The organism is Nocardia sp. NPDC060220, assembly GCF_042727815.1.
GTDB lineage: Bacteria > Actinomycetota > Actinomycetes > Mycobacteriales > Mycobacteriaceae > Nocardia.
This window is the reverse complement of record NZ_JBHWZY010000854.1, coordinates 1-2,867: the sequence shown is the minus strand read 5'-3', so window position 1 is coordinate 2,867 and position 2,867 is coordinate 1. Positions and strand designations below refer to the sequence as shown.

The following is a 2,867-nucleotide window of genomic DNA, read 5'->3' as shown; positions in this document are numbered from 1 at the left end:
GGTCTTGTCGAGCTCCTTCTCGGCGCGCCCGACCTCGTCCTCACCCGCTTCGCCATCCTTCTGGATGCGACCGAGTTCGTCCATCGCCTTGCGGCGGACGTTGCGAATCGAGACCTTGGCGTCCTCGCCCTTGCTCTTGGCCATCTTGACCATCTCGCGGCGACGTTCCTCGGTGAGCTGCGGCACCGAGATGCGCAGGATGTCGCCGTTGTTGGTCGGATTCACGCCCAGGTCGGAGTTACGGATGGCGTTCTCGATCAGGCCGAGCGAGCTCTGCTCGTAGGGCTTGATCACGACCATGCGCGGCTCGGGCACGGTGATGCTCGAGACCTGGGTGATCGGGGTGAGCGAGCCGTAGTACTCGATCAGCACACGGGTGAACATGCCCGGGTTGGCGCGACCGGTACGGATGCTGCCCAGGTCGTCCTTCGCCACCGTGACGGCCTTGTCCATCTTCTCTTCGGCATCGAAGAGCGCTTCATCAATCACGACCGAATCCTCCACAGCGTCGTCATCGTCATCGTCCGCGGGTGCGGGGTCACGACCGAACCAGGGTGCCGATGGGTTCACCGGCGACCGCGCGGGCAATATTGCCCTTGATCAACAGATTGAACACCAGCATCGGCATCTGGTTGTCCATGCAGAGACTGAACGCGGTGGCATCGGCCACCTTCAGGCCCTTTTCGATCACTTCCTTGTGGGTGATCTCGGTGAACATGCTCGCATTCGGGTCGACGCGCGGATCGGCGTCGAACACACCGTCGACCGCTTTCGCCATCAGCACCACGTCGGCGCCGATTTCCAGCGCGCGCTGAGCGGCGGTGGTGTCGGTGGAGAAGTAGGGCATGCCCATTCCCGCGCCGAAGATCACGACGCGGCCCTTCTCGAGGTGGCGCTTGGCGCGCAGCGGCAGGTAGGGCTCGGCGACCTGGCCCATGGTGATGGCGGTCTGCACGCGGGTGTCCACACCCTGCTGCTGAAGGAAATCCTGGAGGGCAAGGCTGTTCATCACGGTGCCGAGCATGCCCATGTAGTCGGAGCGCGCCCGCTCCATGCCGCGCTCCTCCAATTCGGCGCCGCGGAAGAAGTTGCCGCCGCCGATCACCACGGCCACCTGCACGCCGGTCTCGACGATCTCGGCGATCTGCTCGGCCACGGTCTGCACGACGTCGGGATCGAGGCCCACTCCGCCACCACCGAACATCTCCCCACCCAGCTTGAGCAGCACCCGGTTGTATCCAGGGCGGTCGTTACCCGGGTCGGTCATGGGTGTCGGTCTCCTTCGGCGAGGTCGAGAGCGGGGCGAGCAGGCGGCATCCATCCTGCCCTATCAGGTTGCGGTCACCCGGAAGTGGGGTCGGTCGATCCATGAGGAAAGCCCCTCCGGCGCGGCATCACACCGCGCCGAAGAGGCTGTTCGTGAAGTTCAGGCGGATCAGGCCTGGCCGACCTCGAAACGAGCGAAACGCTTCACGTTCACGCCCGCCTCTTCCAGAAGCGCCTTGACGGTCTTCTTGGAGTCGGTGACGGCGGACTGCTCGAGCAGCACGACGTCCTTGAAGAAGCCGTTCACGCGGCCTTCGGTGATCTTCGCCAGCGCGGCTTCGGGCTTGCCCTCTTCGCGCGCGGTCTCCTCGGCGATGCGACGCTCGTTGTCGACGACATCGGCGGGCACCTCCTCGCGGGTCAGGTACTTGGCCTTGAGCGCGGCGACCTGCATGCCCGCGGCACGCGCGGCGTCGGCAGCGGCGTCGCCGGTGCCTTCGTACTCCACCAGCACGCCGACGGCGGGCGGCAGGTCCGAAGCGCGCTTGTGCAGGTAGGTGGCGACCGGGCCGTCGAAGGACACGACGCGACGCAGTTCCAGCTTCTCGCCGATCTTGGCCGACAGCGCCTGCACGGCGTCGTCAACGGTGCCGTCGGTCAGCTTGAGCGCCTTGAGGGCGTCCAGGTCGGCCGGCTTCGCCGCGGCGGCCGCGGTCACGATCGCGTCGGCCAGCTGCTGGAACTCGGCGTTCTTGGCAACGAAGTCGGTCTCGCAGTTGATCTCGACCATGACGCCGTCCTTGGCGATGACCAGGCCTTCGGCGGTCGCACGCTCGGCGCGCTTGCCGACGTCCTTGGCGCCCTTGATGCGCAGCACCTCGACGGCCTTGTCGAAATCGCCGTCGGAGTCGGCCAGCGCGTTCTTGCAGTCCATCATGCCGGAGCCGGTGAGCTCCCGGAGCCGCTTCACATCAGCAGCGGTGTAGTTCGCCATCGGGGGCGAGCCTCCTCGTGTGTGGGGTGCTTGGGTGTTAACACCACCTTGCCGACCGCTTCTGAATTCAGAAGGGCCGGCAAGGTGAACGTAGTGCTACCGGTCAGCTCAGAAGTCGGCCGGGGTGTGCTGTGCCGGGTCGGCCTTGACCTCGGCCTCGGCCTCGGCCGGGGTCTCGACGGCCGGGGCCTCGGTCGCGGCAGCGACATCGGCTTCGGCAGCCGGGGTCGCCGAGGACAGGAGCTCCTGCTCCCACTCGGCCAGCGGCTCGCCTGCGCCGGCTTCGGGCTTCGCGTCGCCGGAAGCCTGGCCCGCGCGGGCCTGCACGCCCTCGGCCACCGCGGAGGCGACGACCTTGGTGAGCAGTGCGGCGGAACGGATCGCGTCGTCGTTACCCGGGATCGGGTAGTCGACCAGGTCGGGGTCGCAGTTGGTATCCAGGATCGCGATGACCGGGATGTTCAGCTTGCGCGCCTCGCCGACGGCGATGTGCTCCTTGTTGGTATCGACGATCCAGATGGCCGAGGGAACCTTGGCCATGTCACGGATACCACCGAGGGTGCGGTCCAGCTTGGTCATCTCACGCGTGAGCATGAGGATTTCCTTC

The 2,867-nt window shown here is 66.4% G+C and carries 4 protein-coding genes; all 4 read right to left on the bottom strand.

The window, feature by feature from the left end; genetic code table 11:
• Positions 1 to 489, bottom strand: a 489-nt coding sequence (frr, locus tag ACFWF3_RS30740; RefSeq protein WP_379317206.1) for a ribosome recycling factor, incomplete at its 3' end; no start/stop codon positions are given.
• Positions 490 to 538: 49 nt separating this feature from the next.
• Positions 539 to 1,267 carry a UMP kinase gene (gene pyrH / locus ACFWF3_RS30735; protein WP_378607015.1) on the bottom strand — a complete coding sequence of 243 codons (729 nt, stop codon included), beginning with the start codon at positions 1,265 to 1,267 and terminating at the stop codon, positions 539 to 541.
• 168 nt (positions 1,268 to 1,435) lie between these two features.
• Positions 1,436 to 2,260, bottom strand: a complete 825-nt coding sequence (tsf, locus tag ACFWF3_RS30730) for a translation elongation factor Ts (RefSeq protein ID WP_378992207.1) — start codon at positions 2,258 to 2,260, stop codon at positions 1,436 to 1,438.
• A 108-nt stretch (positions 2,261 to 2,368) separates the two neighbouring features.
• On the bottom strand, positions 2,369 to 2,867 hold a 499-nt coding region (rpsB, locus tag ACFWF3_RS30725; RefSeq protein WP_379317204.1), incomplete at its 5' end, for a 30S ribosomal protein S2.